The 24265-nt window shown below is 69.7% G+C and carries 24 protein-coding genes; 5 read left to right on the forward strand and 19 right to left on the reverse strand.

Going from position 1 to position 24265, the window contains the following annotated elements:
• The 4 genes from Q1V88_RS04295 to Q1V88_RS04310 all read right to left on the reverse strand — a co-directional run.
• The coding region (locus tag Q1V88_RS04295; RefSeq protein WP_300678351.1) for a class I tRNA ligase family protein at positions 1–591 on the reverse strand (591 nt) is incomplete at its 3' end.
• Positions 592–644: 53 nt separating this feature from the next.
• Positions 645–1244 (reverse strand): maleylpyruvate isomerase family mycothiol-dependent enzyme, encoded by a 600-nt coding sequence (locus Q1V88_RS04300; RefSeq protein ID WP_300678353.1) that lies wholly within the window; start codon positions 1242–1244, stop codon positions 645–647.
• Positions 1244–1843 (reverse strand): DsbA family protein, encoded by a 600-nt coding sequence (locus Q1V88_RS04305; protein ID WP_300678356.1) that lies wholly within the window; start codon positions 1841–1843, stop codon positions 1244–1246. The genes Q1V88_RS04300 and Q1V88_RS04305 overlap by 1 nt, the downstream gene beginning before the upstream one ends.
• A 9-nt stretch (positions 1844–1852) precedes the next feature.
• Positions 1853–3394: a CHAP domain-containing protein gene (locus tag Q1V88_RS04310; protein ID WP_300678359.1), complete on the reverse strand. Its 1542-nt coding sequence runs from the start codon at positions 3392–3394 to the stop codon at positions 1853–1855.
• 308 nt (positions 3395–3702) lie between these two features.
• On the opposite strand from Q1V88_RS04310, the gene pepN reads away from it, so the two are divergent.
• Positions 3703–6249 (forward strand): aminopeptidase N, encoded by a 2547-nt coding sequence (gene pepN / locus Q1V88_RS04315; protein WP_300678362.1) that lies wholly within the window; start codon positions 3703–3705, stop codon positions 6247–6249.
• Positions 6250–6339: 90 nt separating this feature from the next.
• Here the strand turns inward: pepN and Q1V88_RS04320 are convergent, their stop codons facing one another.
• Complete coding sequence (locus Q1V88_RS04320; RefSeq protein WP_300678365.1) at positions 6340–6630, reverse strand: hypothetical protein; 291 nt, start codon at positions 6628–6630, stop codon at positions 6340–6342.
• Positions 6631–6673: 43 nt separating this feature from the next.
• Positions 6674–7102, reverse strand: coding sequence for an OsmC family peroxiredoxin (locus Q1V88_RS04325; RefSeq protein WP_300678368.1), 429 nt, complete (start codon positions 7100–7102; stop codon positions 6674–6676).
• 65 nt (positions 7103–7167) lie between these two features.
• On the opposite strand from Q1V88_RS04325, the gene Q1V88_RS04330 reads away from it, so the two are divergent.
• Together Q1V88_RS04330 and Q1V88_RS04335 are read left to right on the forward strand one after the other, a co-directional pair.
• Positions 7168–7551 carry a globin gene (locus tag Q1V88_RS04330; RefSeq protein WP_300678371.1) on the forward strand — a complete coding sequence of 128 codons (384 nt, stop codon included), beginning with the start codon at positions 7168–7170 and terminating at the stop codon, positions 7549–7551.
• Complete coding sequence (locus Q1V88_RS04335; protein ID WP_300678374.1) at positions 7548–8204, forward strand: PilZ domain-containing protein; 657 nt, start codon at positions 7548–7550, stop codon at positions 8202–8204. Before Q1V88_RS04330 ends, Q1V88_RS04335 begins: the two co-directional genes overlap by 4 nt.
• 10 nt (positions 8205–8214) lie before the next feature.
• Here Q1V88_RS04335 and Q1V88_RS04340 read toward each other — a convergent pair whose 3' ends face one another.
• Together Q1V88_RS04340 and Q1V88_RS04345 are read right to left on the reverse strand one after the other, a co-directional pair.
• Positions 8215–9933, reverse strand: coding sequence for a bifunctional diguanylate cyclase/phosphodiesterase (locus Q1V88_RS04340; protein WP_300678378.1), 1719 nt, complete (start codon positions 9931–9933; stop codon positions 8215–8217).
• A 199-nt stretch (positions 9934–10132) separates the two neighbouring features.
• Positions 10133–11008, reverse strand: a complete 876-nt coding sequence (locus Q1V88_RS04345; protein ID WP_300678381.1) for a thioesterase family protein — start codon at positions 11006–11008, stop codon at positions 10133–10135.
• Between the two features lie 79 nt (positions 11009–11087).
• Between Q1V88_RS04345 and Q1V88_RS04350 the strand changes: the two genes are divergently transcribed.
• Positions 11088–12302 carry an acetyl-CoA C-acetyltransferase gene (locus Q1V88_RS04350; RefSeq protein ID WP_300678384.1) on the forward strand — a complete coding sequence of 405 codons (1215 nt, stop codon included), beginning with the start codon at positions 11088–11090 and terminating at the stop codon, positions 12300–12302.
• Between the two features lie 130 nt (positions 12303–12432).
• On the forward strand, positions 12433–13002 hold the full coding sequence (locus Q1V88_RS04355) for a hypothetical protein (RefSeq protein WP_300678387.1): 570 nt from the start codon (positions 12433–12435) through the stop codon (positions 13000–13002).
• 71 nt (positions 13003–13073) lie between these two features.
• Here the strand turns inward: Q1V88_RS04355 and ettA are convergent, their stop codons facing one another.
• From ettA to Q1V88_RS04410, 11 genes are all read right to left on the reverse strand, one after another.
• A complete protein-coding gene (gene ettA / locus Q1V88_RS04360; protein ID WP_300678388.1) occupies positions 13074–14756 on the reverse strand; it encodes an energy-dependent translational throttle protein EttA in 1683 nt (560 codons plus the stop codon).
• A gap of 55 nt (positions 14757–14811) precedes the next feature.
• Positions 14812–15747: an ABC transporter substrate-binding protein gene (locus Q1V88_RS04365; RefSeq protein WP_300678390.1), complete on the reverse strand. Its 936-nt coding sequence runs from the start codon at positions 15745–15747 to the stop codon at positions 14812–14814.
• A 31-nt stretch (positions 15748–15778) separates the two neighbouring features.
• A complete protein-coding gene (locus Q1V88_RS04370; RefSeq protein WP_300678393.1) occupies positions 15779–16429 on the reverse strand; it encodes an ABC transporter permease in 651 nt (216 codons plus the stop codon).
• Positions 16426–17064 (reverse strand): ABC transporter permease, encoded by a 639-nt coding sequence (locus Q1V88_RS04375; RefSeq protein WP_300678396.1) that lies wholly within the window; start codon positions 17062–17064, stop codon positions 16426–16428. The genes Q1V88_RS04370 and Q1V88_RS04375 overlap by 4 nt, the downstream gene beginning before the upstream one ends.
• Positions 17061–17870, reverse strand: coding sequence for an ATP-binding cassette domain-containing protein (locus Q1V88_RS04380; protein WP_300678399.1), 810 nt, complete (start codon positions 17868–17870; stop codon positions 17061–17063). Before Q1V88_RS04380 ends, Q1V88_RS04375 begins: the two co-directional genes overlap by 4 nt.
• Positions 17867–18295: a rhodanese-like domain-containing protein gene (locus Q1V88_RS04385; RefSeq protein WP_300678401.1), complete on the reverse strand. Its 429-nt coding sequence runs from the start codon at positions 18293–18295 to the stop codon at positions 17867–17869. Before Q1V88_RS04385 ends, Q1V88_RS04380 begins: the two co-directional genes overlap by 4 nt.
• Positions 18292–18816: a cysteine dioxygenase family protein gene (locus Q1V88_RS04390; protein ID WP_300678404.1), complete on the reverse strand. Its 525-nt coding sequence runs from the start codon at positions 18814–18816 to the stop codon at positions 18292–18294. Before Q1V88_RS04390 ends, Q1V88_RS04385 begins: the two co-directional genes overlap by 4 nt.
• 72 nt (positions 18817–18888) lie before the next feature.
• Positions 18889–19467, reverse strand: coding sequence for a single-stranded DNA-binding protein (gene ssb / locus Q1V88_RS04395; protein WP_300678407.1), 579 nt, complete (start codon positions 19465–19467; stop codon positions 18889–18891).
• 152 nt (positions 19468–19619) lie between these two features.
• Complete coding sequence (locus Q1V88_RS04400; RefSeq protein WP_300678409.1) at positions 19620–21272, reverse strand: GTPase; 1653 nt, start codon at positions 21270–21272, stop codon at positions 19620–19622.
• Positions 21273–21354: 82 nt separating this feature from the next.
• Positions 21355–23091, reverse strand: coding sequence for a dynamin family protein (locus Q1V88_RS04405; RefSeq protein ID WP_300678412.1), 1737 nt, complete (start codon positions 23089–23091; stop codon positions 21355–21357).
• Positions 23088–24197: a PrsW family intramembrane metalloprotease gene (locus tag Q1V88_RS04410; RefSeq protein ID WP_300678415.1), complete on the reverse strand. Its 1110-nt coding sequence runs from the start codon at positions 24195–24197 to the stop codon at positions 23088–23090. The genes Q1V88_RS04405 and Q1V88_RS04410 overlap by 4 nt, the downstream gene beginning before the upstream one ends.
• Positions 24198–24265 lie beyond the last annotated feature (68 nt).

The raw sequence follows: 24265 nt of genomic DNA on the forward strand, positions 1-24265 counted from the left end.
CTCGGCGAAGGCCGGCAGGTCCAGGAAGTAGTGCTCGGTCTCGCGGAAGATCGGCGTCTCGCCGTTGATCTTGGACCGGGGCCCGATCAGGTCGGCCGGGTCGAGCTGGTTGCCGCAGTTGTCGCACTGGTCACCGCGGGCGCCGTCGTACTTGCAGATCGGGCAGGTGCCCTCGATGTAGCGGTCGGGCAGGGTGCGGCCGGTCGAGGGCGAGATCGCACCGGTCGTGGTCTGCTCGACGAAGTAGCCATTCTCGTAGACGCCCTTGAACAGCTCCTGCACGACGGCGTGGTGGTTGCCGGTGGTGGTGCGGGTGTAGAGGTCGTAGGTGAGCCCCAGCCCGACCAGGTCGGAGACGATCAGCCGGTGGTTGAGGTCGACCAGCTCCTGCGGCGTCAGACCGGCCTCGTCGGCGGCGATCAGGATCGGGGTGCCGTGCTCGTCGGAGCCCGAGACCATCAGCACGTCGTGGCCCGCCATCCGCATGTAGCGGGAGAAGACGTCGGAGGGCACGCCGAAACCGGCGACGTGGCCGATGTGGCGGGGGCCGTTGGCGTACGGCCAGGCGACTGCGCTGAGGATCTTGCTCACCGCTCAATCCTAATGACCGACCGCCCACGTCCCCGCGTCGGCGTCGCCCAGCCTCAGGCCGGCGGCTCCCAGGGCACGATCCGGCCGGCGTACGCCGCCAGGTGCTGGTAGGCGTCCGAACCCTCGGGTGCCCGACGGGCGTCGCCCCAGGCCCGCCCCTGCCGGACCGGGCCGAGCGTGCGGTCCAGGGTGACCAGCGCCCGCTGGGCGACCGACTGGTCGAGGTCGGACGTCGACCGTCCGAGCGCTGCAGCCAGGTCCCAGGTGTGCACCGCGATCTCGGCACTCTGCCAATCCGGGTCCCCCACCATCAGGGCATCGGCGGCGGGCACCTCGCGCCACAGGTTGACCAGGGTGTTGCCCCGGGTGCGCAGCTCGTCGCCGAGGTGGGCGGCGTAGTCCTCGCGCCCGTTCCATCCCGGCGGCGCACCCTGGAGCATGGTGACGTAGATCCGCGGCTGCGCGATCAGGTGGTTGGCGAGCTTGCGCACGTCCCACTCCACGCACGGCGTCGGGCGGCCCAGGTCCGCCTCGGTCACGGTGTCGAGCAGCTCACCGGCCTGGGTCAGGGACCGGATCAGCGCCTGGATGCCCATCTGGGCGTCCAGGTTGACCACGACCTCGGGGCCCTCGACGGAGCTGTCGGTCTCCATCAGCTGAAGTCCAGGTCGTGCGTGCGGGCGCGCTTGAGCTCGTAGACGTAGGGGTACTTCGTGACCAGCACGAAGCCGTCCCACAGCTCGCCGGCCTCCTCGCCCTTCGGGGCCTTGGAGATGACCGGCCCGAAGAACGCCTGGCCCTCGATCGCGATCGTCGGGGTGCCGACCTCGTTGCCGACCTGGTCCATGCCGAGGTGGTGGGAGGTCTTGATCGCCTCGTCGTAGGAGCCGTCGTCGATCGCGTCGGCCAGGTCGGCCTCCAGACCGGCGGTGGCCAGGGCATCGGCGATCACCTCGCGGGTGAACGTCTTGCCCTCCAGGTGCCGGGCGGTGCCGAGCGCGGTGTAGAGCGGGAGCAGCACGTCCTTGCCGTGGCGCTGCTCGGCCGCCGCGAGCACCCGGACCGGGCCCCAGGCGTCCTTGAGGAACTCCCGGTAGGACTCCGGGATGTCCTTGTCGGCGTTGAGGTACGCGAGGCTCATGATGTGCCACGTGACCTCGATGTCACGGACCTGAGCCGCCTCCAGGATCCAACGGGACGTGATCCAGGCGAACGGGCAGGCCGGGTCGAACCAGAAGTCGGCTTTGGTCATGCCCCCAGGCTACTTGCGCGCCTTCTTCTTCGGGGCGGCCGGGATCTTCACCGTGGTGGAGGCCTTGGTCTTCACGAACCGGGCGTTGCCCTTGAAGTAGATCTTGATCGTGCGTCGACCCGCCCCCGGGTGGGTGAAGTGCAGCCGGACGCTGCCGTTCTTCGCGATCACGCCGCGGTGCAGCTCGTTGCCGACCTTGATGTCGACGGTGCCGGTGGGCACCGTGCCGAGCGGCGGCGTCAGGATCACCTTGACCCAGACCGAGGACGAGCTGCGCACGTCGGTGCGGATCGTCGCCTTCAGGGGCGTGAGGATCCCGCTCACCGAGCCGAACCTGACCGACCGGCCGAGGTAGCCCTTGGCCGAGAGTGCGACCGAGGCGCTGATGGTGTGACCGACGTCGACCGGACGGAGGCGGTACGTCGCCGCCTTGGCGACCGGGATCCGGACGCCGTCGCGGAACCAGGAGTACACCTTCGTCACCGCAGCCGGGGTCGTGGCGGGCATCGACGCGGTCAGCACCTCACCGACCCGGTGCGCACCCTGGAGGGAGGCGGCGCCGGCCGCGGACCTGATCGTCGGAGCCAGCACCGGGGTGGTGGCCGCCGAGGTCTTCACCAGGTTCTTGTAGCCGCTGCGCACGGCGGTGACCTGGAGCGAGATCCGGGCGTTAGCCTGAGCGGCGCTCGGAGTGAACGTCGTCCCGGTCGCCCCGGAGATCGCCTTGCCGTCGGCCAGCCACTGCACCGCGGTGCTCTGGGCGCCGGGCGAGTACGAGCCGGTGTTCGCGGTCAGCGTCTCGTCGACCTGCGGGGTGCCCGAGACGGCGGGGTCGTCAGTGGCGACCTGGGTGCCGGGCTGCACCACGGACGAGGCGGCCGACGAGGAGGTCCCGCTGCCGTAGCCGCTGCGCGAGGCCCCGACCCGAACCTGGATGGCCTTGCCGAGCTGTGCGACCGACGGCGTGAACGTGGCGGCCGTGGCTCCGCTGATCGCGGTGCCGCCGGCGTACCACTGGTAGCTGTAGCTGGATGCGGCCGGCGACCAGGTGCCGACCTTGGCACGGAGGGCGACACCGACCTGCGGCGAGCCGATCACCGTCGGCGCCGCGGAGGCGTTCAGCGTGGCGTCCTTGAGGTGGATGAATCCCGACGGCCAACGGCTGCCGTTCTTGGCAATCTGGCGCCAGGAGAACTCCGAGCCGTAGTTCGACTCCGAGATCTGGATGTCGCCGTTCGCCAGGACCGCCTCGACCCGGGCGACGTGGCCCGCAGAGCCCACCCCGTTGGTGTTCGCCTTCCACCAGGCGACCGACCCGACCGTCGGGGTCGAGGTGGTCAGGTTCCCGAAGGAACCACCCCAGTAGGTCGCGTTGCCCATCCCGGCCTTGAGCTGGGCGGGCCGCGCCGAGGGCATCCCGGCCCGGATCATCCGGTAGGCGACGTAGTTGGTGCAGTTCACGCCGGAGTACATGTTCCAGTACATGCTCGACTTGGCGCTCTTGTACCCGTCGTGGGACCGACCCGAGCTGGCGCAGGAGTCGAATCCCACACACAACGTGATCGACGGAGCCGCATCGGCCGACGCGCGCGGTGTCGAACCAGCCGAAGGCCAGAAGACAGGAAGCAGCGCCAGCGCGAGGGCTCCGAAGAGCGCTCGGCGTGAGTTCTGGGACACCTGTGACTGGAGTGGCACGTGAGTAAGTTAGTCGCTCGTCGTCAAGAGCGACACGCCGGGGAGCGAACTACATTTTTGTAATTTAGGTGCTGAGGACCCCGCTGAGCGTGAAACGGGACCCAAAACGTGGCCGACACCACCAGAATCAGCACCCGCTCCGAGGTTGGTGAGAGGATCGAACCATGCCAGGAACCAACCTCACCCGGGCCGAGGCCAGCGAGCGCGCTGCCCTTCTCGACGTCACGGGCTACACCATCGAACTCGACCTCACCACCGGCGAGCAGACCTTCGCGTCCACCACGACGCTCACCTTCACCGCCACCACCCCCGGCGCGTCCACCTTCGCCGACCTGGTCGGCGCCACGGTCCACGCCGTGACCCTCAACGGGCGCGAGCTCGACCCGAGCACGGTCTACGCCGACTCGCGGATCCAGCTCGCCGACCTCGCCGCGGAGAACACCCTCGTGGTCAGGGCCGACTGCACCTACAGCCACACCGGCGAGGGACTGCACCGCTTCGTCGACCCCGCCGACGGCAAGGTCTACACCTACACCCAGTTCGAGGTCCCCGACGCCCGCCGCGTCTTCACGACCTTCGAGCAGCCCGACCTCAAGTCGACGTACACCTTCGTCGTGACCGCCCCCGAGGACTGGGTCGTGGTCTCCAACTCCCCCACCCCCGAGCCGACCTCGCTCGGCGAGGGCAAGGCCGTGTGGGCCTTCGAGCCGACCAAGCGGATGTCGACCTACATCACCGCGCTGATCGCGGGCGAGTACGTCGGCGTGCACGACACCTACGAGGGCAAGCACGGCACCATCGAGCTGGGCCACTACTGCCGCGAGTCGCTGCTGCCGTTCATGGACCGCGAGGCGATCGTCGATGTCACCAAGAAGGGCTTCGCCTTCTTCGAGGAGAAGTTCGACTACCCCTACCCGTTCGGCAAGTACGACCAGCTCTACGTGCCGGAGTACAACATGGGCGCGATGGAGAACGCCGGCGCCGTCACGCTGCGTGATGAGTACCTGCCGCGTTCGAAGCAGCCGCGCTCGTTCTACGAGTTCCGCACCTCGGTGATCCTGCACGAGATGGCGCACATGTGGTTCGGCGACCTGGTCACGATGAAGTGGTGGGACGACCTCTGGCTCAACGAGTCCTTCGCCGAGTGGGCCTGCTACTGGGCCGAGGCCGAGGTCACCGAGTTCTCCGACGCCTGGACCGGCTTCGCCAACGCACGCAAGGTCACCGGCTACACCCAGGACCAGCTGCCCACGACGCACCCGATCGCCGCCGACAACTACGACCTGCAGGCCGTCGAGGTCAACTTCGACATGATCACCTACGCCAAGGGCGCCTCGGTGCTCAAGCAGCTGGTCGCCTGGGTGGGCCTGGAGCCCTTCCTGGCCGGCCTGCAGGCGTACTTCAAGGAGTTCGAGTTCGGCAACCCCGAGTTCAAGGACCTGCTCGCCGCCCTGGAGAAGTCCTCGGGCCGCGAGCTCACCTCCTGGGCCGCCGAATGGCTCCAGACCGCCGGCGTGAACACCTTCACCCCGGAGTTCAGCGTCGCCACCGACGGCACCTACGAGTCGCTGGCGATCCGCCAGAGCGCCCACCCGGACTGGCCGACCCTGCGTCGCCACCGCGTCGGCATCGGCTTCTACAACACCAACGAGGCCGGCGCCCTGGTGCGCACCCAGTACCTCGAGGTCGACGTCGAGGGCGAGCTCACCGCGATCACCGAGGCCGCCGGCCTGGCCCAGCCCGAGCTGCTGCTGCTCAACGACTCCGACCTGGCCTACGCCAAGATCCGGCTCGACGAGCGCTCGCTGGCCACCGCCCTGACCGGGCTGTCCCGGATCGAGGACTCCCTGGCCCGCGCCCTGGTCTGGGGCGCCGCCTGGGACATGACCCGCGACGCCGAGATGAGTGCCACCGACTACGTCGACCTGGTGCTGGCCAACATCGGCTCCGAGACCGACGCCTGGGGCGTCACCCGGATCCCGGCCAACGCCGCCCAGGCCGTGTCGCAGTTCTCGGCCCCGGCCCACCGTGCCGCCCTGGCCGGTCGCTGGGAGTCGGGCCTGCGTGAGCTGCTGCTGGCCGCCGAGCCCGGCAGCGACCACCAGCTCACCTTCGCCCGCTCCTACGCCCAGGCGGCCCGCTCGCAGACGGCGATCGCCGACCTGCGCGCCCTGCTGTCCGGGGACCTGAGCGTCGAAGGCCTCGCCGTCGACCAGGACCTGCGCTGGAGCCTGCTGGCCGGCCTCGCCGCGTCCGGCTCCGTCGGGGAGGGCGAGATCGCCGCCGAGCTCGACAACGACCCGACCATCTCGGGTCAGGAGAAGGCCGCCGCCGCTCGGGCGGCCCAGCCGACCGCGGAGGCCAAGCAGGCCGCCTGGCAGGCCGTCATGGTCGACACCTCCACGCCGAACGAGACGATGCGCTCCACCGCGGGGGCCTTCCACCAGGTCGGGCAGGACGAGGTGCTGGCGCCCTACGTGGCGACGTACCTCACCGCTGCTGACACGCTGTGGACGCACCTCGGCTCACACAAGGCCTCGGTGGCGCTGATCGCGATGTTCCCGCGACTGGCCGCCTCCCCCGCCCTGCTCGAGCAGTGCGACGCCTGGCTCGAGAGCTCGCCCGCCGAGCCCGCTGCCAAGCGCTACGTGCGCGAGGGCCGAGACCTGGCCGCCCGCGCCCTGGCCGCCCAGGAGCGCGACGCTCGCTGAGCCCGCGGCAGCAGACACGAAGGCCCGCCCCAGGAGATCCTGGGGCGGGCCTTCGTACGTCAGTGACCGGCGAGGCCGGTCAGAGGTGGCTCAGTGAGCGCTGCGGCGCTCGCTGGAGGCACCGGGGACGGGCTTCGGCTGACCGCCGGTGAAGCCCTTGCCCTTGAGGAAGCCGGGACCGAAGAAGATCAGCGTGATCACGATCGCCGCGCCGATCGGCAGGATCAGGATCACCAGCAGCCACGACCAGGCGCTGACGTGCTCCGGGTTGCTCCAGCCCTCAGGCACGGCGGCCAGGGCGGGAGCGGTCATCAGCAGGGTGAACCCGGAAGCGGCGGCCGCGACGGCGGCAGCCCGACGGGCGAAGCGGGAGTTCATCACGGTGCTGAGCATACTTCCCCGGGTCCGGACCGACGCCACGGCCTCAGGCCAGTGCGGCGTCGAGCGTGATCGGGACGGCCTTGAGCGCCTGCGAGACGGGGCAGCCCTCCTTGGCCTCCTGGGCGAGCTCGACGAACTTCTCGTTCGTCAGGTCGGCGACCTTGCCGCGCACGGTGAGCGCGATCCCGGTGATGCCGGTGCCCGGGGTGAACTCGACGGCAGCGGAGACGTCGAGCTGCTGGGACGGGGTGCCGTTGCTGGCGAGGCCGTTGGAGAAGGCCATCGAGAAGCAGGCGGAGTGAGCGGCGGCGATCAGCTCCTCGGGGCTGGTCTTGCCGTTCGCGTTGGTCTCCGAGCGTGCGGGCCAGGAGACGTCGTAGGTGCCGATCCCGGAGGACTCGAACGTGACCTTGCCGGCACCCTCGAACAGGGAGCCTTCCCAAACGGTGGAAGCGATACGTGTAGTGGCCATGTGACGATCCTGCCATCTCCACCCGAACACGTCGCCCCACCCCTGTCGTCCGGCACAATGGAGGGATGAGCGAGGGGCAGAACTTCTTCGAGGAGATCGGCGGCGAGGCGACGATCGAGAAGATCGTGGCGAAGTTCTACGAAGGAGTGGCCCACGACCCGATCTTGGCTCCGATGTATCCCACACACGACATGGTCGGCGCCGAGAGGCGCCTGAGCCTCTTCCTGACCCAGTACTGGGGTGGCCCGACGACGTACTCCGAGGAGCGCGGGCACCCCCGGCTACGGATGCGCCATGCGCCGTACGCCGTCACGCCCGCGGCCCGCGACGCCTGGCTGACCCACTTCCGGGCCGGTCTCGACGCCGTCGAGCTCACCCCGGAGCAGGACGCGCAGTTCTGGGGCTACGTCACCCACGCCGCCGACTTCATGATCAACAGCCCGACATGAGCTTCTCCCACCTCCCGGCCCAGAACAAGACGGCCGCCCTGCACACCAGCGCCGGCGGCCGCTACAGCGTCGTCGTGCTCCGCCACGACGACGAGCTCGCCGTCGTCGGCCGGCCCAGCTCCCTGACCGCCGCCGAGGGACTCGACCTCGGCACCACCATCGACGTGACCTGGTCGGGCACCGCCGGGGAGCAGCTGATCCCAGCCGAGATCGTCAGGGCCTCGACCGAGACCGGGCTCCAGACCTGGACGCTGCGCACCATCGGCGTGCCCGTCGAGCTCGACCGCCGGGCCTTCCGCCGGGTCGACGTCAACGTCCCGATGACGCTCGGCATCGTCGGCGACCTCGAGCCGCTGGCGACCTGCCTGCTGGTCGACCTCAGCGAGGTCGGCCTGCGCGCCCGGCTCCCCCGGCGCGACGCGGCCCAGCTCGATCCGGACTACGAGCTGGCGATCCAGTTCACCGCCGACGGGGTCGAGTTCAACATGCTGGGTCGCCCGCTGCGCCTGACCGCCGTCGGCGCCGACGTCGACCTGGTCGACGTCGTGGTGCTCTTCGACCTCACCCCCGACAGCCGGGCACTGCTGCGCACGGCACTGGCCGCCACCGTCGAGGAGACCGAGGAGGCGGAGAAGGCCGAGGAGTCGGCCTAGCGCCGCCTGCTCAGACTGCCACGGTGAGCCCTCGCGACCTGATCAGAGCCGGCAGCTCGGCCACCGCGGCCACGAGGGCGTCGTACGGCTGCGGTCGGGCGTACCAGTAGCCCTGCGCGCGGTCGCAGCCCATCTCCCGGAGCAGCTCGAGCTGCTCGAACTCCTCGACGCCCTCGGCCACGGTGGTGAGCCCCAGGCTGCGGGCCAGGTCGATGGTGGCGCTGACGATGGTCCGGTCCGACGCCGTCCCGGGCAGCCGCCCGACGAAGCTGCGGTCGACCTTCAGCTGGGAGAACGTGCCGCGGTTGAGCAGCTGCAGCGAGGAGAAGCCGGTGCCGAAGTCGTCCATCGCCAACGAGATCCCCGCCCGACGGATCGCCTCGACATTGGCGGCCAGCACCGGGGTCGGCGTCATCGCGACGCTCTCGACCACCTCCAGCTCGATCCGGTCCACCGGCAGGCCGTGGGTCGCCATCGCCGAGGTGACCACGTCGACGAAGTCGCGCTCGCCGAAGAGCGGCGCACAGATGTTGATCGCGACCGGCACGTCCAGCACGCCCTCGGCGATCAGCCGGGCGTTGTCGCGGCAGGCCCGATCGATCACCCACCGGCCGATCGCCGGGGTCAGGCCCCACTGCAGGGCCAGGTCCATCCACTCCCCCGGCGCGACCAGGCCGCGGACCGGATCGCGCCAGCGCACCAGCGCCTCGATTCCGGTCGGCTCCAGGGTCATCACGTCGAACTGGAGTTGGTAGTGCAGCTCGAAGGCGCCGTCCTCGATGCCCTGCTGGAGGCGGCTCAGGGTCGCGTAGTTGCGCTCCGCGCGCTGCTTGAGCACCGGGTCGAAGAGCCGCACCGGCGAGCGGTGCCCGCGCTTGGCGTCGTACATCGCGATGTCGGCCAGGCTGATCAGCTCCTCGGCGCTGTCGGCGTCGCGCGGGTAGCGACTGATCCCCACGCACGCCCCGAGCCGGAGGTGACGGCTCTCCACCGGGATCGGGACCGCCACCTCGTGCACGATCCGCTCGGCCACCTGGGATGCCGTGGCGAGCGCACCCTCCAGCGGTACGACGACCAGGAACTCGTCCCCGCCCATCCGGGCGAGCATGCCCCCCTCGGGCACGAGCGAGGCGATCCGGCTGGCGGCCTCGCGCAGCACGATGTCGCCGACGCTGTGCCCGTGGTTGTCGTTGACCTGCTTGAAGTCGTCGAGGTCCACGAAGAGCAGCGCGATGCCCTCGGCCGCAGCATCGGGCGCGGCGATCAGGTCGTCGAGGAAGCGGATCCCTTCGGAGCGGTTGGCGCAGCCGGTGAGGGCGTCGATCCGGGCCATCGCCGAGATCCGGTCAGTGAACTCACGGCGCTCGGTGATGTCGTGGCAGATGCCCAGGAAGAGGCGCTGCCCCTCGGAGCGGAACTCGCTGATCGACAGGTGCATCGGGAAGGTCGTGCCGTCACTGCGGCGGCCCGTGACCTCGCGTCCGATGCCGAGGATCTTGCGCTCGCCCGTGGCGCGGTAGTGGGCGACGTATTGGTCGTGCCGGCTCGCATCAGGCTCGGGCATGAGCATCGCGATGCCCTCGCCGAGCAGCTGCTCCTCGACGTACCCGAAGTTCTCCAGTGCCGAGGTGTTCATCGCCTGGATGACGCCGCGCTCGTCGATCACGATCAGCGAGTCCACCGCCGCCTCGAAGACGGCGATCAGCGCCGCAGCGTCCAGCCGCCCCAAGCGGCCGAGCGATTCCCGAGAGTCCTCCCTGGCATGCCCCGTGGCCGGGTGCCCCTCTCCCACAGGTCTCCTCTTTCTCTCCCCCGAGACCTTGTGCCCGACCTCCACTCCCCACGGCCGGACCGTTCAAGTAAAACAGCCCGGGACCAACGGCCCTCCACCTTGGGACCACCCGCCCTAGCGCGAGGAGTGAGTCACGTCACACGGCGGTGATCTCACGCTCCAGCAGAGCGCGGAACTCGGGGGCGGGCTGGATCGCCGTCTCGGTCTCGGGATCGACGAAGACCATCACGAACTGGCCTCGCGCCACGACCGTGCCGTCGGTGTCGCAGATCTGGGCCTCGAGCACCATCGAGGTGGTGCCCCACCGGGCGACCCAGGTCCAGGCGTCGTAGGGCTCGGAGCGGAGCACCATCGGACGCTTGTACTCCAGGTGCTGGGCGGCGACCACCATCGCCGGGAACGTCACGGTCTCCTGATCCTCGGCGAGCTTGGCCAGCTCGCGTCCCATCACCGCGATCCGGGCCTCCTGGAAGTACTCCAGATAGATCACGTTGTTGGAGTGCCCGTAGGCGTCGATGTCGGAGAAGCGCACCTGGACCGGGTAGTGGGCGGCGTCGCTGGGCGCCGGCGCACCGAAGCGGACCCGGGCGACCGGGGTCGGCTCCAGGTAGAGGCCGAGCTGCTCACGCTCGGTCTCGTTGAGCCGACGCGGACGCTGGTCGACGAAGGAGAAGAGCGTGTGCGTGCTCTGCGCGGTCGCGTAGACGGTGCGGCCGTCGTCGCTCTCACGGTAGATCTCGTAGGCCAGCGTGAACGTCGCCGCCTTGACGTCGGCGGTCCACACGTCGATCAGCACCGGCTTGCCGTCGTAGTGCAGCGGCGCGCTGTACTCGACGTGCTGGGAGACCACGAGCATCGCCTCGGTGAGTGTGTCGGTGGGTGCTCCCGCTCCCTGGGCACGGAGCAGGTCGATGCGCGCTTCCTGGAGGTAGTCTGCAAAAACGACGTTGTTCACGTGGCCGAGGGCATCCATGTCGCCCCAGCGGACATCGCAGGTGTAGGTGTGGTGCACAACTGAATCCTGCCACTAGGCTCGCCGAACCTACTCACGAGTAACAGGCGCGTGAGATCGCGCCGATAGAAGGAGTGTCATGCCCGAGGCCGTGATCGTCTCTGCCGCCCGATCCCCGATCGGTCGCGCGAACAAGGGGTCCCTGAAGGACTTCCGCGCCGATGACCTCTCTGCGCTGATCGTGCAGGCGGCGTTGGACAAGATCCCCGGGCTCGACCCGAACACCATCGACGACCTCCTGCTGGGCTGCGGCCTGCCCGGTGGCGAGATGGGCAACAACATGGGACGCAACGTCTCGGTCCTGCTGGGCTACGACGCGGTGCCCGGCACCACCATCACGCGCTACTGCTCCTCGTCGGTGCAGACCTCGCGGATGGCGTTCCACGCGATCAAGGCCGGCGAGGGCGACGTGTACATCTCGGCCGGTGTCGAGACCGTCTCCCGCTTCCAGTTCGGCACCTCCGACCACATCCCCGGCACGAAGAACCAGCTCTTCAAGCCCGCCCAGGAGCGCACCGAGGCCACCGCTGCCAGCAACGCGCCGTGGCACGACCCGCGCGTCGACGGCCTGCTCCCGGACGTCTACATCGCGATGGGCCAGACCGCCGAGAACGTCGCCAACCTCAAGGGCGTCTCGCGCGCGGAGCAGGACGAGTTCGCCGTACGGTCGCAGAACCTGGCCGAGAAGGCGATCGCCGACGGCTTCTGGGCCCGCGAGATCACCCCGGTCACCACCCCCGACGGCACCGTCGTCTCCGCCGACGACGGCCCCCGCGCCGGCGTCACCCTCGAGGGCATCGCCGGTCTCAAGCCGGTCTTCCGCGAGGACGGCACCATCACTGCCGGCAACTGCTGCGCACTCAACGACGGCGCCGCCGCCGTGATCGTGATGAGCGACACCAAGGCCGCCGAGCTCGGCCTGACCCCGCTGGCCCGGATCGTCTCCACCGGCGTCTCCGGCCTCTCCCCCGAGATCATGGGCCTGGGTCCGGTCGAGGCCTCGAAGAAGGCGCTCGCCAGCGCGGGCATGACCATCGGCGACATCGACCTGGTCGAGATCAACGAGGCCTTCGCCGCGCAGGTGATCCCCTCGGCGCGCGACCTCGGCGTCGACTTCGACAAGCTCAACGTCAACGGTGGCGCGATCGCCGTGGGGCACCCGTTCGGCATGACCGGTGCCCGGCTGCAGAACACCATGCTCAACAGCCTGGACTGGCACGACAAGTCCACCGGCCTGATCACGATGTGCGTCGGTGGCGGCATGGGCATGGCGATGATCGTCGAGCGGATCTGACACCCGCATCTGTGAACAATCTGGTCGCGGATCTGTGGAGAAGCCCTAGTTATCCACAGATCCGCGAACGGGGCTAGCGGAGGGTCCGAGCACCGACCTACTGTCCTCTCGCAACGGACAGGAGGGGCCCATGCAACGCCCGCATCACCCCAGTCACTCGATCGTCGAGGTCTACCGCGAGCTGCGGGACTTTCGCGCGGACGTCGACCAGCAGCTCACGGTCTTCCGGGCCGAGGTGGCGCAGGAGTTCGCCACCTTCCGGGCCGAGGTCGCTCAGGAGTTCGCGAACGTCCGGGCCGAGTTCGCCCAAGAGTTCGCGAGCGTCCGGGCCGAATTCGCCCAGGAACTCACCGCCTTCCGCACGGAAGTCGCCCAAGAGTTCGCGAACGTGCGAGCCGAGGTCGCCCAGGAACTCGCCGACTTCCGCGCTGAGGTCGCCCAAGAGTTCGCAAGCGTCCGGGCCGAGTTCGCCCAAGTGCTCACCGCCTTCCGCACGGAAGTCGCGCAAGAGTTCGCGACCTTCCGTGCTGAGACCGATGCCCGCTTCGCGGCGGTAGAGCAACAGTTCGTCGACCTGCGTGCCGAGATGGACACCCGTTTCGGCGCCGTCGACCTGCGCCTCATCCGGGTCGACGACACCCTCACCACCCACACCTCGATGCTGGCCGAGCTCCTGCGCCGGCTCCCCGAGGCCTCCTGAGCATCTTGCGGAACCTCTCGCTGAACGACGAATGCCCCGGCCGATGGCCGGGGCATTCGTGGTGAGACTGGTCAGTCGCGGGTGAGCTTGCGGTGCGTGACGCGGTGCGGACGGGCCGCCTCGACGCCGAGCCGCTCGATCTTGTTGGCCTCGTAGGAGGCGAAGTTGCCCTCGAACCAGAACCACTTGCCCTCCTCGTCCTCGGTGCCCTCCCAGGCGAGGATGTGGGTGGCGATGCGGTCGAGGAACCACCGGTCGTGGGAGGTCACGACGGCACAGCCCGGGAAGTCGAGGAGCGCGTCCTCGAGGGCCGACAGGGTCTCGACGTCCAGGTCGTTGGTGGGCTCATCGAGGAGCAGCATGTTGCCGCCCTGCTTGAGCGTCAGCGCGAGGTTGAGTCGGTTGCGCTCACCACCGGACAGGACGCCGGCCAGCTTCTGCTGGTCCGGGCCCTTGAACCCGAAGGAGGCGACGTACGCACGGGAGTTCATCTCGAAGTTGGCGACCTTGATGAAGTCGAGCCCGTCGGAGACGACCTCCCAGACGTTCTTCTTGGGGTCGATGTTGGCGCGGCTCTGGTCGGCGTAGGAGATCTTCACTGTCTGGCCGACGACGAGCTCGCCGGAGTCGGGGGTCTCGCCACCGGTGATCATCCGGAACAGCGTGGTCTTGCCGACGCCGTTGGGGCCGACGACGCCGACGATGCCGGCGCGCGGCAGCGTGAACGAGATGTCGTTCCACAGCGTCTTGTCCTCGAACGCCTTGGTGAGGTGCTTGGCCTCCAGGACGATGTCACCCAGACGCGGACCGGCCGGGATGTTGATCTCGGAGGTGTCGATCTTGCGGGCCTTCTCGGCCTCGGCGGCGAGCTCCTCGTAGCGGGCCAGACGCGACTTCGACTTGGTCTGGCGCCCCTTGGCGTTGGAGCGGACCCACTCCAGCTCCTTCTCGAGCATCTTGGCGCGCTTGGCGTCCTTCTGACCCTCGATCTTGAGACGTTCCTTCTTCGTCTCCAGGTACGTGGAGTAGTTGCCCTCGTAGCCGTGGATCGAGCCGCGGTCGACCTCGGCGATCCACTCGGCGACGTTGTCCAGGAAGTACCGGTCGTGGGTGACGGCCAGGACGGCACCCTTGTAAGTCTTGAGGTGACCCTCGAGCCACTGCACCGACTCGGCGTCGAGGTGGTTGGTGGGCTCGTCGAGGAGCAGCAGGTCGGGCTCCTGGAGGAGCAGCTTGCACAGCGCGACGCGGCGGCGCTCACCACCGGAGAGGTTGTCCACCAGGACGTCGGCCGGCGGGCAGCGCAGCGCGTCCATCGCCTGCTCGAGCTTGGAGTCGATGTCCCAGGCGTCGACGTTGTCGAGGTAGGTCTGGAGCTCACCGGTCTCCGCCATCAGGGCGTCGACGTCGGCGTCGGGGTCGCCCATCTCGGCGTACGCCTCCTCGAGGCGCTTCATCTTCCCCTTGACGTCGGCGACGGCCTCCTCGACGTTCTCGAGGACGGTCTTGCCCTCGCTCAGCGGCGGCTCCTGCTGGAGCATGCCGACCGTGGCGTCGGGGTCACGCACGATGTCGCCGTTGTTGGGCTGGTCGAGCCCGGCCATCAGCTTAAGCAGGGACGACTTACCCATGCCGTTCGGCCCGACGACGCCGATCTTCGCCCCGTGCAGGAACGAGAGCGTGACGTTGTCCAGAACGACCTTGTCGCCGTGGGCCTTGCGGACGTTGCGCAGGGAAAGGATGTACTCGGCCATGGGACGCAAGCCTAGTGGCGTCCCAAGGCCGAGCCCATTCCCCGCGGTGCTGAGATCAGGACAGACCGTTGGCCTGGAGCCAGTCGGCCGCCACCTTGGCCGCAGTGGGCTTGTCCGAGGCGGCGAACGCACTGTTGAGCTTCAGCAGCTGCTCGGTGGTCAGCTTGGCCGAGACGGCGTTGAGAACATCGGCGACCTGGGACGTGTTGGCGTCCTTGCGGATCAGCGGCACGATGTTCTGCGCCGCGATCAGGTGCTCGGGGTCGGCCAGGGTGACGAGCTTGTTCTCAACGATCGACGGCGTCGTGGAGTAGATGTCGGCGACGTCGACCTTGCCCGAGGTCAGCGCCTTGAGCGTGGCAGTCCCGCCCCCGTCGTTGATCGGAGTGAAGGAGATGTTCTTGATCCCGTACACCTTCTCCAGCCCGGGGATCCCGTACGAGCGGGTCTTGAACTCCGGGTTCGCCGCCAGCTTGAGGCCGCTGACCTTGGCCAGGTCACCGATCGAGCTGACGCCGTTCTTCTGGGCGAAGTCGGCGGTCACGTTCAGGGAGTCCTTGTCCTCCCCCGGCGCCGGCGCCAGCACCTGAAGCTCGGACGGCAGCGCCGCCTCGAGAGCGGTGTTGACGTCATCGGTCGAGGTGGCGGTGGCCTTCGGGTCGAAGTAGGTCAGCAGGTTGCCGGTGTACTCCGGGAACAGCTGGATGGTGTTGTCCTTGATCGCCCCGATGTAGGCCTCGCGCTGGCCGATGTCGAGCTTGGTGGAGGCATCGACGCCCTTGGCCTTGAGCGCCCCGGCGTAGATCTCCGCGAGGATCTCGCTCTCACCGAAGGCGGCCGAGCCGACCACGATCTTCGAGGAGCCGCCCGAGGAGCCGGACGTGCCCGAGGAGCCCGTGTCCCCGGCCTTGGTCGGGTCGCTGCCGCACGCCGCCAGGGAGAGCCCCAGCGCGACGACAGCGAGACTGGCGCTGATCCGAGTGAACTTCATGGTTCCTGCCTTTTCTCCGGGTGGGTGATTCTCACGTACGAGGAGCCAGGCGCTGGACGCCGGCGAAGAGTGCATCGAAGGCGAGCGCGAGCACGATCAGGACCATCGATCCACCGACCATCTGCGCATAGTCGCGAACCGCGAGCCCGTCGATCAGGTAGCGGCCGAGGCCACCCAACCCAGGGTAGGCCGCGACCGTCGCGGTGGCGATGATCTGGAGCACCGCGGATCTGAAGCCCCCGATGATCAGGCGCGAGGCCAGCGGGATCTCGACCTTCGTCAGGATCTGCCACTCGGTCATGCCGAGGGCCCGGGCGGCGTCGACGGTGTTGCGGTCGACCGCCTCCAGGCCGGCATAGGCACCGGCCAGCAGCGGCGGGATGGCCAGTACGACGAGCGCCGTGATGGGCGGGGTCAGGCCGAAGCCGCGCCACAGCACCACGAAGGTGACCAGACCGAGGGTGGGCAGCGCCCGCAGCGCCCCGGAGACCACCACCGCCACCCCCCGCAGACGACCGGTGTGGCCGATCCAGAGCCCGAGCGGTACGGCGATCACCGCAGCGATCAGCAAGGTGAGCCCGGTATAGCCCAGATGTTGCAGGACCCGATGCGGGATGCCGTCCTCGCCATGCCACTGGGTCGAGGTGGTGAGCCAGGTCCAGCCTTCGTCGAACACATTCATCCGCGCACCCACGCCCACGGCAGCAGCACCCGGCCGAGCAGCACCCAGAGTCCGTCGAGGATCAGGGCCAGCGCGATCACGAGCACGATCCCGGTGACGATCTCGGTCGGGAAGTCACGCTGGAACCCCTCGGTGAAGAGCGACCCGAGATTGCTGACCCCGATCAGGGAGCCGACCGTGACCAGGCTGACGGTGCCGACCGAGACCACCCTCACGCCGGCCAGGACGACCGGACCCGCCAGCGGCAGCTCCACGGCGAAGAAGCGCTGGACCCGGGAGTAGCCGGTCGCCGAGGCGGCGTCGAGCACCACCTCCGAGACCTGGCTGAAGGCGTCGGCGACCACCCGGACGAGCAGCGCGACGGCGTACAGGGTCATCACGATGGCGACGTTGAGCGGATCCAGGAAGCTGGTGCCCAGCAGTCCGGGCAGGATCGCGAAGAGCGCGAGCGAGGGCAGCGTGTAGAGCAGGCCCGCCACACTCAGCAGGACGCTGCCGCCGACCTTCCAGCGGTGTGCGAGCCAGCCGATCGGGATCGCGATCAGCAGGCCGACCAGGACCGGGACGATGCTCAGCCACAGATGCTGGACGCTGAGGTCCCACAACCGCCCGAGGTTGGCGTTCACCCAGGTCATGTCAGTCGGCCCGCGACCCGACCGTCGCCGTCCACGACGACCTGCTGGCCGTCGACCACCTCGATCCGCAGCGAGCGTTTGGCCTTGTCCAGGCCGACGAAGCTGCTGACGAAGTCACTGGCGGGGTGGGCCAGGATCTCCGCAGGCGTGCCCACCTGGGCGATCTCGCCACCGACCCCGAGGATGACGATACGGTCACCGAGCAAGAAGGCCTCCTCGATGTCGTGGGTGACGAAGACGATGGTCTTGCCGAGCTCGCTCTGCAGGTGGCGGAGCTGCTGTTGGAGGCCGTCGCGCACGATCGGGTCGACGGCGCCGAACGGCTCGTCCATCAGCAGGATGTTCGGGTCGCCGACCAGTGCCCGCGCCACGCCGACCCGCTGCTGCTGGCCGCCGGAGAGCTGGGCGGGGTACTTGCGGTCGTGCTCGTCGACGAGGCCGACCTGCTTGAGCGCCTCCCGGGCACGGCTGCGGGCCTCGGCCTTGTCGACCCCGGCCAGGCGCAGTGGGGTGGCGACGTTGTCGATCACCCGACGGTGCGGCAGCAGGCCGGCGTGCTGCATCACGTAGCCGATCCGACGGCGCACCTCCACCGCCGGCTGGGTGGCGACGTCGACGTCGTCGATCAGCACGGACCCGGAGGTCGGCTCGACCATCCGGTTGATCATCCGCAGCAGGGTGGTCTTGCCACACCCCGAGGAGCCGACGAAGACGGTGGTGCTGCGCGAGGGCAGGGTGAGCGAGAAGTCGCGCACCGCCTCGGTGCCGTCGGGCCAGGTCTTGGCGACGTGCCGGAACTCGATCATGCGGACTCCACCGTCGCGGTGGGGACGACCTGCTCGATCGGGGTCGGACCGGGGCGTACGGCGAATCCGGCACTGCGCCAGGCCTCGATGCCGCCCTCGAGGTCGGCGGCGTGCAGGCCCAGGTCGAGCAGGGAGCGGGCCGCCAGCGACGAGGTGTACCCCTCGGTGCAGTACAGGATCCAGCGCTGCCCCTCGACGGCGACCGGCAGGCTCGCCCCCGATCCGGGGTGGAGCCGCCACTCGAGGTGGTTGCGCTCGACAATCAGGGCGCCGGGGATCTCACCGTCGGACTCGCGTTGCCACGCCGGCCGGATGTCGACCAGGAGCGCTCCATCGGCCACCGCTGCCGCCGCCTCGGCGGGTCGCAGGCGCGTCAGACCCTCGCGTGCGGTCGCCAGGAGTTCATCGACGCTGGCGTAGATCACGAGGCCACCCGGTCCGGGGCCGGAGCCTCCGGGTCGTCGGTCCACTGCGAGGCTCGGGTGTGGAGCCGATCACCGTCGACGTCGTAGTAGTGCATCACGTTCAGGGGCGGCGAGTAGGCGTGCACACTCACCGCGACCGGCTGCTCCAGGTTTCGCACATCATGAACGTAACCGGTCCCGAAGGTCACTGTCTGCCCCTGTGACCTGGGCAGATCGATCAATCCGCCCTCGTCGGCGGCCTCGCCCGTCACCCAGACGGCCTCGTTGAGGGTGCCTTCGACGACGGTGAACGCCCCAGCCGAGGGACCGTGGTCGTGCAGCTCGGTGCCCTGATCGGTGGTCCAGCTGATCAGCCAGACGTCGACCTGGTCGTCGGCGTGGATCCGGACGTGCCAGCGCTGGTCGGGGTCGGACTCCACAGCGAACTCCCCGGCCAGGACCCGGTCGGCGAAGGCCCGCGTCACGCCGGCGAGCTCGGCGCGGCTGAGAACGGTGGCGGGGGCAGGGAGGAGCGTGACCATGTCCCCATCATAGCCAACTAAGTCAGTAGACAATATTGACAGGGTCGAGAGTGAGACGCTCCTCCCCCGGACTCAGGCCGCCCGCCAGTCCGACACCGGATCGCCGCCCTCACCCGGACCTTCGGCAGGGCCCGACTCGACTCCGTCCAGGGTCGAGGCCAGCACCGTCTCCGCGGCAGCACCACCGAGCAGATCGGTGCCCGGCACCGCCCACGGCGGCGTCTCCCCCGACGGAGCGGCGGCCACCTCCGAGGACGGCTCAGCGACGCCCTCGGCCGGCTGCCCCTCGACCCGCTGCGGCCGGGCGAAGGACGTGGTGCCACGCATCAGGTCATGGCCGACCGAGTCGGCCTCGACCTCCAGCGTGGTCCGCAGGACGCCGTCCTTGTCGGCCCACTCCTTGACCGTGAGCCGGCCGTGGACCAGGACGGGATCGCCCTTGAAGATCGACCGCTTGACGTTGGGGGCGAGCCGACGCCAGGCATTGACCGTGTACCACTGGGTGACGCCGTCGTGCCACTGACCCGTGGCCCGGTTCAGCACCCGCGGTGTGGCGCCGACCCTGAAGTTGGCGACCTGCGTCTCGCCCACGTCCCGCAGGACGACGTCGCTGCCGACGTTGCCGCGCAGCGTGATGGTGGTGTCGTTCATCGAAGCTCCTGACCTCAGGACCCTGGTGGTCCGTTCGGCACGAGCCTCCCCCGCAGCACGCCCCGCGACCGACGTACGTCGTCAGGCTGGGGATAAGCAGGAGCCGCAGCCCTCTCCGGGAGAGTTCGTGGCTCCGCGTGGGACGGGTGGGGTCAGGACATCGCGCGCGACAGCGCGGTGCGCACCGTCGAGTACGCCGCCAGCTCCTGCTCCACCGGGGCCACCACCAGCTCCTGGGTGACGCCGCTGACCGCCGAGCGCAGCCGCTCGTCGGCACGGGCCGCCCGGGTGCGGGCGGTCGAGGCAACCAGGATCCGGCAGACCACGGCGAAGACGAGGCCGAGCACGATGCCGCCGATCAGCAGCACCAGCGGCAGCGCCATCCCACCGATCTTCGGCATCGAGGAGTCCGAGAGCCCACCGGAGACGGCGGCCGCGATCGCCCAGACCCCGCCACCGACGGCGGCCAGGATCAGGAGCCACTGCACGACCCGGACCAGACCGGCCCAGACCGGAAGCTTCGAGGCGCCGAGGTCGGTCTGCCCCAGCGCCTTGTCCAGAGCGTCGCCGAGGTCGTCGACCCGGGAGAGCGAGGCGCGGCGGATCGACTCCTGCCACGGCGCACCGAGCCCGACACCGGCGTCCTCGGCCAGCGCCCGGACCTCGGTGTCGACCCGAGCACGCTGCACCGGGGTGGCAGACGGGACGGAGGTGCGCGGTGAGCCGGTGAGCTCCTTGGCGGAGTCGCCGAGCTCGAGGTGGAGGCGCTTGAGCGGATCGGGCTTGAGAGCGGAGATCCAGGAGATCAGGGGCCAGCCGGTGGCCCGGTTGGCGCGCATCGACGTCGCCCGCTCGACGGCGTCGACGATGGTCGGCACCCCCGCCGCCTCGGCCAGCGCGTCGTCGAGGGCCTCGACCCGCGACGGCGCCAGCGAGCGCGGCTTGGCGTCCCCGGAGACACCCTCCAGGGCGGTGGCGGCGGCCTTGATGTCGAGCTCGAGGCGGCTGCGGGTGGCCTTCTTGTCGGCGACCCGGCGCACGACCTCGCCGCGGAGCTCGTCGACGCCCCAGCCGAGCTTGGCCGACAGCCCGATCACGGGCACGTCGGGCAGACCGTCGGCCTCCAGCAGGCGCTTGACGTCAGCGAGCATCGACTCGCGGCGCTCCTCGGGGACCTCGTCGATGTGGTTGAGCACCACGACCATGATCTCGGAGTGGCTGCGCAGCGGCTGCAGGTAGCGGTCGTGGATCGCGGCGTCGGCGTACTTCTGCGGGTCCAGGACCCAGATCAGCATGTCGGCCAGGACGACCAGTCGGTCGACCTCGAGGTGGTGGGCCACCTCGGTGGAGTCGTGGTCGGGCAGGTCGAGCAGGACGACGCCGTCGAGGTCGCCCGCCTCGCGGCGGGTGTCGAGCATCGAGTCGCGGGTGGTCTGGTGGCGCTCGGGGATGCCGAGCCACTCCAGCAGCTCCCGCGCCCCCTGCGAACCCCACACGCAGGCGGTCGCCCAGGAGGTCGTGGGCCGGCGTACGCCGACAGCGGAGAGCTCCAGGCCGGTGAGGGCGTTGAACGTCGAGGACTTGCCCGAGCCGGTGGCACCGGCGACACCGACGACGGTGTGGTCGGCGGAGAGCTTAAGCCGGCTGCTGGCCCGGTCGACGACGCTCTGCGCCTCACCCAACGCCGACGCGGGCAGACGCCCCTCGGCGGCGGTGATGGCGGTGGCCAGTCCGTCGATACGTTCACCGATGTCGGTGCCGCCCCTGGTGATCAGGTCCTTGGCACCCTGCAACAGCGAACTCATGAACTCTCCCGGACTCCCACTTCATCGACCCTGACCGCGTGTCACGACGCCCTCAGCCTAACGGTCGAGGGACCATGAAGGGCTATTCGCCCTGCTGCGCGGCGAAGCGAGCGTCGTCGACACGGCGGGCCGCCTGACGCAGACGCTCGGGAGCGTCGGCGTCGATGGCCAGGGCGTCGACCAGCTCGGTGTAGCGCGCCTCCTCGACGGCGAACAGGTTCCGCACCCGTGCTTCGAGGGCTGCCCGGGCCCGCTGGGCCATCGTGCGGACGGCCTGGTCGCCGAAGACGGCCTCCAGGAGCTTCTGCCCCACCACGGCCGAGCCACCGGCGATGCCGACCTCGGCACCGGTCAGCCCCGCCGTGCTGGCGAAGACGACCATCATCAGCGCGACGGAGAGCCCGTTGACGCCGTAGGCGAGGAACTTCGCGGTGGCGCGCTTGTCGGCACCCTCGGCCTTGACCATCTCCAGGACCTCGCCCTGCCACTCGCGCACGGCGCGCTCGGCCTGGCGGCGCAGGTCGCGCGAGGCGCGGCCCAGGTCGCCGGGGGCGGCGTCGAGCAGGCCACGCCCGGCGGGCAGCTGGAGCCAGGCGGCCTGGGCACGCTCGGCGGCGGCCTCGGCGTGCTCGAGGATGAGCAGCTCCAGGCCGGAGCCGACGGCGACCGAGACGTGCTCGGCCTCCTGCGGCTTGCCCTTGACGGCGCTGACGAAGCGGTCGCGCAGCTTGGAGACCTTGGACTCCAGGGAGCGCAGCAGGTCACCGGTGCCGACGAACTCCTGCCAGCGGGCCAGGACCTCGCCCCGCAGCATGGTGCCGTCGGCGGTCGCGGCGACGATGGCCGCGACGCTGTTCTCGTACGCCGCCACGGCGTCGGACCGCAGGACGGTGACGGCACTCGCCTGCTGGCCCGAGGCATCGGCGACCGGGTAGGACCTGCGCGCGACCATCCGCACGGCTCCATCGAGGGTCTGCTGGACCACCGCGTGCCGGGCACCGGCGTCGTCGGCGAGCATCTCCAGCCAGCCGCGGATCTCGGCCACGTAGGACGCGTCGAGCAGGCCGTCGTCGGAGACCTTGCCCTCGTTGACGATGAAGAGCGGGCTGTCCTTGAGGCCCCGCGAGGCGAGCATCCGGGCCAGGTGGGTGGCCACGGTGCGGACCGCGTCGGTGGGGGTCCGGTCCAGGACCACGGCGACGGCCGTGGAGCGCTCGGCGGCGGAGCGGAGGAACTCCCACGGCACCTGGTCGGCGTAGCGCGCCGCGGAGGTGACGAAGACCCACAGGTCGGCGGCGGCGAGGAGCTGGGCCGCGAGCACGCGGTTCTGCTCCTCGACCGAGTCGACGTCGGGGGCGTCCAGGATCGCCAGCCCGGCCGGGATCTTCTCCGAGGCGACGAGCTGGAGGGCGTGCGGGTCGTTGGTGGCGTGCGTGACGCGCTCCAGGTCCGGCAGCAGCCGGTCCTGGCCGAACCAGTCCGCATCGGCCGGGTTGTGCACCAGCACTGGGGACCGGGTTGTCGGGCGGAGCAGGCCGGGCGTGGTGACCCGGTCCCCCACCAGCGAGTTGACCAGCGTGGACTTGCCCGCGCCGGTGGAGCCTCCGACGACCGCGAGCAGCGGCGCGTCGATCGTCATCATCCGAGGGATGACGTAGTCCTCGAGCTGACCGATCAGCTCGCCCCGAGTGGCGCGCTGGGCATCCACTCCGGGCAGGTCGAGGGGCAGCACCGCGTCGGCGAGCGCCTGGCGCAGTCGCACCAGTGCGGTCACCATCCGCGTGCCGTCAGCACTGTTGCCGGCGTCCGAAGCCGTCATGGGTTGAGCACCACCTGTCCGGGAAATGCGATGGTCGGCCTGACCTTACCGATCCTGTCGACATACGCCTGTCCTCGCGCCGTGAAATCAGGCGGAGGAGTGCCGCGCAGGAAGCGGTAGTGCAAGAAGCCGAGCTCGATCGCTGCCCCTTGATACTCCCTCATCGCTGCTTCAGCCGTTGCACCGCCCACCTGTCGGGCGTGCTGGCGGGCCTGGCGGCGGGCCCGGAGATCGACGATCCAGCCGATGTCGCTGCGTGGCAGCAGACCACGTTCGGCGCAGTCCACCAGCGCGATCTCGAGCACCTTGGCCTCCGAGCCGCGGGCCCACAGGGCGAGTGCTCCGACGCCGGCGAAGACCGGCACCATCAGCACCGTGTAGACCGAGACGAAGCCACCCATGCCGTAGACCGTCGAGGCGTTCCAGACGCTGTGGGCGATCACGGCGACGACGTACCCGCCCAGCGGCAGCAGCACGCGCCCGAGCCGGCTCCGCGTGCCCACAGCGAGGCCGACGCCGACACCGGTGAACGCGGTGAAGAGCGGGTGCGCGAACGGGCTGGCCAGGCAGCGGATCACGAAGGTCTCGGTGAGCGCCTGGGTGCCGCCCGGCCCGATCCCGTCGGTGCCATTGTAGGCGGCGGCGAGGTAGAGGATGTTCTCGGTGAACGCGAAGCCGATGCCGACCATGCCGGCGTAGACGATGCCGTCGAGGATGCCGTCGAGCTCGTCGCGGCGCCACCACAGCAGGGCGACCAGGAACGCACCCTTGACCGCCTCCTCGATCACCGGCGCCCCGAACGCGACGCCCTGATCGCTGCTCAGGCCGGCCATCACGCCGCCGATGCCCTCCAGGACCACGGCGGCGAAGACGGCGACGAAGGCGCCCCAGGCCAGGCCGAGGGCGAGCAGCGAGGGCGGCTCGGGCTCGTAGCGGTCCAGCCAGAGGTACGCCGACACCAGCGGCACCACGGGCAGCGCTGCCAGCACGGTCGCCACCACCATCGTCCGGGGCGCGCCGGACAGGGCCAGGACCGTCACGGTCGGCAGGGCCGCGAGGACGACCACGAGGGAGACGATCACGGTGAAGGCACGCCCCGTGCTCACCGCGTGATCCCTCCGCTCCCGACGCATGGGACCAACCATCCCATCCGGGAGCCTGTTCGCGCTCATTA

The organism is Nocardioides sp., assembly GCF_030150155.1.
Classification (GTDB): Bacteria; Actinomycetota; Actinomycetes; order Propionibacteriales; family Nocardioidaceae; genus Nocardioides.

Coding starts and splice junctions, on each gene's coding strand:
- Q1V88_RS04300 (WP_300678353.1), bottom strand. CDS start 1,244: ATGGAGACCGACAGCTCCGTCGAGGGCCCCGAGGTCGTGGTCAACCTG.
- Q1V88_RS04305 (WP_300678356.1), bottom strand. CDS start 1,843: ATGACCAAAGCCGACTTCTGGTTCGACCCGGCCTGCCCGTTCGCCTGG.
- pepN (WP_300678362.1), top strand. CDS start 3,703: ATGCCAGGAACCAACCTCACCCGGGCCGAGGCCAGCGAGCGCGCTGCC.
- Q1V88_RS04325 (WP_300678368.1), bottom strand. CDS start 7,102: ATGGCCACTACACGTATCGCTTCCACCGTTTGGGAAGGCTCCCTGTTC.
- Q1V88_RS04330 (WP_300678371.1), top strand. CDS start 7,168: ATGAGCGAGGGGCAGAACTTCTTCGAGGAGATCGGCGGCGAGGCGACG.
- Q1V88_RS04335 (WP_300678374.1), top strand. CDS start 7,548: ATGAGCTTCTCCCACCTCCCGGCCCAGAACAAGACGGCCGCCCTGCAC.
- Q1V88_RS04350 (WP_300678384.1), top strand. CDS start 11,088: ATGCCCGAGGCCGTGATCGTCTCTGCCGCCCGATCCCCGATCGGTCGC.
- Q1V88_RS04355 (WP_300678387.1), top strand. CDS start 12,433: ATGCAACGCCCGCATCACCCCAGTCACTCGATCGTCGAGGTCTACCGC.
- ettA (WP_300678388.1), bottom strand. CDS start 14,756: ATGGCCGAGTACATCCTTTCCCTGCGCAACGTCCGCAAGGCCCACGGC.
- Q1V88_RS04365 (WP_300678390.1), bottom strand. CDS start 15,747: ATGAAGTTCACTCGGATCAGCGCCAGTCTCGCTGTCGTCGCGCTGGGG.
- Q1V88_RS04370 (WP_300678393.1), bottom strand. CDS start 16,429: ATGAATGTGTTCGACGAAGGCTGGACCTGGCTCACCACCTCGACCCAG.
- Q1V88_RS04375 (WP_300678396.1), bottom strand. CDS start 17,064: ATGACCTGGGTGAACGCCAACCTCGGGCGGTTGTGGGACCTCAGCGTC.
- Q1V88_RS04380 (WP_300678399.1), bottom strand. CDS start 17,870: ATGATCGAGTTCCGGCACGTCGCCAAGACCTGGCCCGACGGCACCGAG.
- Q1V88_RS04390 (WP_300678404.1), bottom strand. CDS start 18,816: ATGGTCACGCTCCTCCCTGCCCCCGCCACCGTTCTCAGCCGCGCCGAG.
- ssb (WP_300678407.1), bottom strand. CDS start 19,467: ATGAACGACACCACCATCACGCTGCGCGGCAACGTCGGCAGCGACGTC.
- Q1V88_RS04400 (WP_300678409.1), bottom strand. CDS start 21,272: ATGAGTTCGCTGTTGCAGGGTGCCAAGGACCTGATCACCAGGGGCGGC.
- Q1V88_RS04405 (WP_300678412.1), bottom strand. CDS start 23,091: ATGACGGCTTCGGACGCCGGCAACAGTGCTGACGGCACGCGGATGGTG.